Source organism: Limosilactobacillus fastidiosus (assembly GCF_014145505.1).
Lineage (GTDB): Bacteria > Bacillota > Bacilli > Lactobacillales > Lactobacillaceae > Limosilactobacillus > Limosilactobacillus fastidiosus.
In genome coordinates, this window is record NZ_JACIUZ010000037.1 from 1 (window position 1) to 5412 (window position 5412).

6 protein-coding genes are annotated in these 5412 nt (G+C 40.5%); 3 read left to right on the forward strand and 3 right to left on the reverse strand.

The window, feature by feature from the left end; all coding sequences use genetic code 11:
• Positions 1–13: 13 nt before the first annotated feature.
• From H5R64_RS05455 to H5R64_RS05465, 3 genes are all read right to left on the reverse strand, one after another.
• A complete protein-coding gene (locus tag H5R64_RS05455; RefSeq protein ID WP_231797899.1) occupies positions 14–850 on the reverse strand; it encodes an IS3 family transposase in 837 nt (278 codons plus the stop codon).
• A 5-nt stretch (positions 851–855) separates the two neighbouring features.
• On the reverse strand, positions 856–1386 hold the full coding sequence (locus tag H5R64_RS05460) for a helix-turn-helix domain-containing protein (protein ID WP_182581023.1): 531 nt from the start codon (positions 1384–1386) through the stop codon (positions 856–858).
• Between the two features lie 87 nt (positions 1387–1473).
• Entirely contained in the window at positions 1474–1866 is a 393-nt protein-coding gene (locus H5R64_RS05465) for a VOC family protein (protein ID WP_182581190.1), read from the reverse strand.
• Positions 1867–1968: 102 nt separating this feature from the next.
• On the opposite strand from H5R64_RS05465, the gene H5R64_RS05470 reads away from it, so the two are divergent.
• Genes H5R64_RS05470 through H5R64_RS05480 form a run of 3 tightly spaced genes read left to right on the forward strand, consistent with a single transcriptional unit; the run spans position 1969 to position 5229 of the window.
• Positions 1969–2346 (forward strand): fluoride efflux transporter FluC, encoded by a 378-nt coding sequence (locus tag H5R64_RS05470; protein WP_182581191.1) that lies wholly within the window; start codon positions 1969–1971, stop codon positions 2344–2346.
• Positions 2343–2681: a FluC/FEX family fluoride channel gene (locus tag H5R64_RS05475; protein WP_182581192.1), complete on the forward strand. Its 339-nt coding sequence runs from the start codon at positions 2343–2345 to the stop codon at positions 2679–2681. The genes H5R64_RS05470 and H5R64_RS05475 overlap by 4 nt, the downstream gene beginning before the upstream one ends.
• A gap of 19 nt (positions 2682–2700) precedes the next feature.
• Positions 2701–5229, forward strand: a complete 2529-nt coding sequence (locus H5R64_RS05480) for an excinuclease ABC subunit UvrA (protein WP_182581193.1) — start codon at positions 2701–2703, stop codon at positions 5227–5229.
• Positions 5230–5412 lie beyond the last annotated feature (183 nt).

The following is a 5412-nucleotide window of genomic DNA, read 5'->3' on the forward strand; positions in this document are numbered from 1 at the left end:
ATTTTATTAAATCTTAATTAATGGATTGATTCCGATATTCGACCGGAGTCAATCCTTTCTTATTCAATGAAATTCGCTCGTAATTAAACCAAGAAACATAGTCTTGGACGATTTCACGTAATTGGTTGATCGATGAAATCTTTAACCGTTTTAAGCATTCGCGTTTCATTAGGTTAAAAAAGCTTTCTATTGGTGCATTATCTAGGCAATTTCCCTTCCGAGACATACTTTGAGTAAGATTAGCTTTAGCCAACTCATTTCGATAATACTGTAATTGATAATGCCAACCTTGATCGGAATGTATAATTGGCTGACTACCTGCTGGTAGTCGGGAGCTTAATTCTTGCAGTGTTTGTTCAATCAAAATTCGATTAGGACTAGCGGAAACCTGCGTTGCTAAGACTTCATTGCTGGCTTCATCAATAACTGCTGAAATATAGCCAAACTGATTATTGTCCAATTTTAGCTGCGTTATGTCGGTGTGCAGGACTCGGTAAACCTGTCGTTCATTGAACTTTTGCTTAAGAATATTAGGTGCTACACGCCCGAGCTGACCTCGATAAGAAGAATAATGGCTTCTTTTGCTATAAACACAAACCTTTAATCCTATCTGTTTCATCAGTTTACGTACTGTCTCTGGACTAATTGTATAGTTTAATTTCTTTAACTTGTAATAGATTCGACGATAACCGTATGTTTCCCGACTTTGGCGAAAAAGCTGTTTGATGACTTGTTTAATATGGCCGTATTTATCTGTTGCTTGGATTGCCTTTAACCGTTCATAGTATGTCGACCTTGGCATCTTAAAATAAGCCAGTAACTCCTTTAATGGATAGTCTGCCCTAAGCACTTGAATTACTGCTGCTTGTTCTTTTCTTCTTGCTGTCTTAGGGCATGCAATTTTTTTAAGATATCAATCTCCATTTTTTGATATGCAACCTTTGCTTTTAACTTTTCTATTTCCTGTTGATATTGTTTATCTTTAGTTACCCGTTCTTTATTACTCGTCGTATGTCTTTTCATAGCTTTTACAGTCCGGCCTTTTACCTTCGGTTGAAGGCCGGCAATCCCTTCTTTTTGGTATTTACCATACCATAAACTAACGAGTGATTTATTTAAACCAAAATGAGCAGCTACTTTTTCTACGCTTAAGTCATGAGTTTGGCAATAATTCAGGACTTGTAACTTAAATTTAACTGAATACCGTTTCTTGGTATGCTTAATCACTAAAGACTCAAAGCCGTGTTCTCTAACCAAATTAATCCAGTGCTGTGCGACTGTTTTATCCGCCATACCATATTTTTTGCATAGTTTATCTTGGCTTATTCCACCTTGTAAATATTCTTGAACAATTTTAATTTTGAATTGTGTTGAATACTTCGTCATATAAAAAACCACCCTAAAATTGTTAGATTTGTCTAACAATTTTAGGGCAGTTCAAATACTAGAGCCTTAACTGGTATAGTCTTTTTTCTATTTATTAGCGTAAACCGCAACTTCAATCAAATTCTTATCTGGATCGTGAACATAGATGGAAGTCATCGCTCCTTCTGACCCATGTTTTTCTACCGGTCCTTCGACAACATCAACATAGTAACTGTTAAAGTGGTGGAGAATGTCGTCAACCTTATCACCGGCTACCAGACAAAGATCAGCGGCGCCAACAGTTGGATGGTTGGCAACCAAACTAGTTGGGCGATCAGCCTTTTGTAGACGGATTAATTGGTGGCCACACCGCAAGGTAATTACGCTATCGTTACTTTGTTGATCAATTACTGGCATATCAAATACTTCATGGTAGAAACGCATTGATTCTTCAAGGTTACTAACGGTCAAGACAACATGGTCAATTCTTCGCATTTTCATAATTAATTCCTCTTTTCTCGGCTATTATTATACGATGTTAGGATTTAAATTGGCAAACGGCAATCCAAAGCGTAAAATCGATTGGTGTAATGGGGGATTAAAATGAAAATTAAAAATCTGATTGCTGTTGCTGGATTTGCCTTCTTTGGCGGGATCTTCCGCTATTTATTCAGCCTTAGTTTGAATGAATGGGGGATCCTAATTGCTAATCTTCTCGGCTGCTTCTTATTGTCATTTTTGACTTATTATGCAATTGAACGGGATCTGTTAGCCGGCTGGTTGAACTTGGGCTTAGGGACAGGATTGATTGGGGCGTTCACTACCTTTTCATCCTTTACGACTAGCGTTATCAACCTAGCAACCTCTAACTTTTTAATTGCTAGTGGTTATTTTCTAGTTAGTCTGTTAGGCGGCTTTTTAGCGGCCTTGATTGGCTACCTCTTAGCCCGATTACTGGTCGAAATGGAGGGGAATAGATGATCTTAGTTGGTCTTGGAGCTTCTTGTGGAGCGCTTTTACGGTACCTATTTACCTACTTCTGGAAGAAAACGCGAATTGATTGGCCATTAGCAACGCTATTTATTAATCTAACTGGAGCATTTTGCTTAGGATTATTAGTCCATAATTTTCCAAGTAGTCAATTTACCACCTTATTTTGGGAAACAGGCTTTTTAGGTGGGTATACTACTTTTTCGACTTTAAATACTGAATTAATTACGATGTATAATGAGCGTCAATGGAAAAACTTGCTATTTTATGGCTGCCTAACTTATTTTGGTGGTCTTTGTTTAGTCTGGTTCGCATTCCACCTTTAGTTAAGAAAGAAGGTATTTTTTGGATAAAAATGAAGTGACGATCATTCCCGCAGAAATTGAAGTACGGGGAGGGCGCGTCCATAATTTAAAAAACATTAATGTTAATATTCCATTGCATCAATTCGTGGCAATTTCTGGCTTATCAGGATCCGGAAAAAGCTCACTTGCAATGGGGATCTTATACGAAGAAGGCTCACGTCGCTATCTAGAAGCCCTTTCGACATATACCCGGCGCCGGATTAAGCTTGGTGCTCAAGCGCAGGTTGACAGTGTTAAACACATTCCTTCAGCCCTGGCACTGCACCAACGTCCATCGGTTCCTTCAGAACGGGCGACGGTGGGGACAATGAGTGAGCTTTTTAACGTTATCCGTTTGATTTTCTCTCGTCTTGGATCGCCGGTTTGCCCAAACGGTCACCGGTTAAAGCCAAGTCTTGAAATTGCGCAGGCAATGAGTAAATCTGGTGATGAAATGGGCTTAGTAACTTGTCCAGAATGTGGGACAAAGTTTTATGCTTTTAGTGCTGAAGATTTTGCCTTTAATTCTGACGGTGCTTGTCGCCGGTGTCAAGGAACCGGACGTGTCCGAGAATTAGATGAAGATAAGCTAATTGGTGATGAAAATCTGACGCTTGATCAAGGGGCAGTCGCATCTTGGCACCTTCCGGGACGGAATTTTATGCCACAAGTTGCCGAACAGGCCGGGGTCCGAATTAACGTTCCATATAAGGAACTTTCGGCAAAAGAAAAGGATTTCGTATTAAATGGGCCCAGCAAGAAGTACAAAATGGATTTCATTTCAGGGACGGGGCGCGTCTTTCATGACTTTAATGCTTTGTATGAAAATGCCCATGCAGCGGTTCTTGAATCTGCTAAAACAAGTAAGAGTACTCGGGCTCAACAACGGATTAATGAATTTTTCCATGCATCTACTTGCCCCGTTTGCCATGGTACCCGACTTCGCCCTGAACTACTAAGTCAATTAGCTGGTGGTAAAAATATTGCAGAAGTTACGGATCTCACACTGGGCGATCTTGAACAGTGGAAACAGATCGTATTAAGTGCGCTCCCTGCAAATATGCATCAAATGGCCACCGCAATTTTTAAACAATTTGATGATAACCTTCGCCCCTTACTGGAACTCGGCTTAGATTATCTATCCCTTTCACGGAATGGGAATACCTTGTCTACTGGTGAGTTGCAACGAATTCAGTTAGCGCGAACCCTTCGTACACAAACTACCGGTGTTTTATACGTCCTTGATGAACCATCGATCGGGTTGCATCCTGATAATATTAATGGGCTGCTTCACGTTTTTCATGAGCTTGTCGAGCAAGGAAATTCATTAGTCGTTGTCGATCATAATATCGATATTATTGGCGCGGCAGATTGGGTGATTGAAATTGGGCCGGGCTCTGGATCTGAAGGTGGGAATGTTATTGAACAAGGCACTCCTACGGAACTACGGAAAAAGCCAAAATCACTAATTGGGCCATTCCTAAACGGTAGTGCAAAAATTAAGGTGCGAAAGATTGCAAATACGAAGGCACCATCTAAAACAAGCTTTACCGTTGCTGATTACTTTAATTTAAAGCGAGTAACCGCAACAATTCCGACGAATCGAATCACCGCAGTTACAGGCTTCTCTGGTGCGGGAAAAACCAGTTTAATCCTTGATAGTCTTGTCCCGGCGTTAAAAGCACGGGAAAATAATGCCCCCTTACCAAAACAGGTTACGGAATTAACAACGCCGATCAAAAATGTGGTGAGTGTCGATGCGGTTCCGGTTGGTAAAAGTACCCGGTCCACAGTCGCTACTTATACCAGTATTATGGATAATCTTCGTCGTCTTTTTGCTGCTCAACCGGCGGCTAAGGAAAAGCACTGGACCGCGAGTTACTTCTCTTACAATAATAAGCAGGGGGCTTGCCCTAATTGTGGGGGAACCGGAATAGTAACGTTGGATATTCAATATTTGCCCGATATGCAACAGGTTTGTCCTGAATGTAATGGTGACCGGTATAATAAAGAAGTTCAACAAGTTAAGTGGCATAATTATTCAATTGTTGACCTATTAAATTTAGATGTTCGCCATGCAATTCCTGTTTTTGGGGATGTTCCTAAAATTCAACGTGAATTAAAACTTCTTGATGAAGTTGGCCTAGGGTACCTTCATCTTGGTGAAAGTACCCCAAGTCTTTCTGGGGGAGAAGCACAACGCTTAAAGCTTGTCAAACACCTTAACCGACAACAAAAGACAACCCTTTTTGTGTTTGATGAACCATCTGTCGGTCTTCACCCCTTAGATGTCCAAGTCCTTCTTCAAGTGATGCAACGACTAATCGATCGGGGCGCAACAATCATCATTATTACCCATGACGTTAATCTAATGGTAAATGCTGATTATATGATTGACTTAGGACCGCGTGGTGGTCGGAATGGTGGTCAAATTGTCGCCCACGGGCATCCAGAAGAGCTTATCCAGCATCCTAATAGTTTGACTACCCAATATCTTGCGGAATTTGTTAACCGGTTTAAGCTGGCGTAACCCGCTCTGTAAAACGATATCGGCAAACCGACAACATATTTTTAAAATTGATTAGTTGAAAATCTAATGAACTACACACCGACTAAAGTCGGTGGTTTCTGGGAACACAAAGTAGTATTTAGGATATTACATGTGTATTCACAATACCTAACTTACAGAACTTTGCTATTTACCACGGCTAGT

Excerpts from the sequence above, each read along its gene's own strand:
- H5R64_RS05460 (WP_182581023.1), bottom strand. The coding sequence starts at position 1,386 with ATGACGAAGTATTCAACACAATTCAAAATTAAAATTGTTCAAGAATAT.
- H5R64_RS05465 (WP_182581190.1), bottom strand. The coding sequence starts at position 1,866 with ATGAAAATGCGAAGAATTGACCATGTTGTCTTGACCGTTAGTAACCTT.
- H5R64_RS05470 (WP_182581191.1), top strand. The coding sequence starts at position 1,969 with ATGAAAATTAAAAATCTGATTGCTGTTGCTGGATTTGCCTTCTTTGGC.
- H5R64_RS05475 (WP_182581192.1), top strand. The coding sequence starts at position 2,343 with ATGATCTTAGTTGGTCTTGGAGCTTCTTGTGGAGCGCTTTTACGGTAC.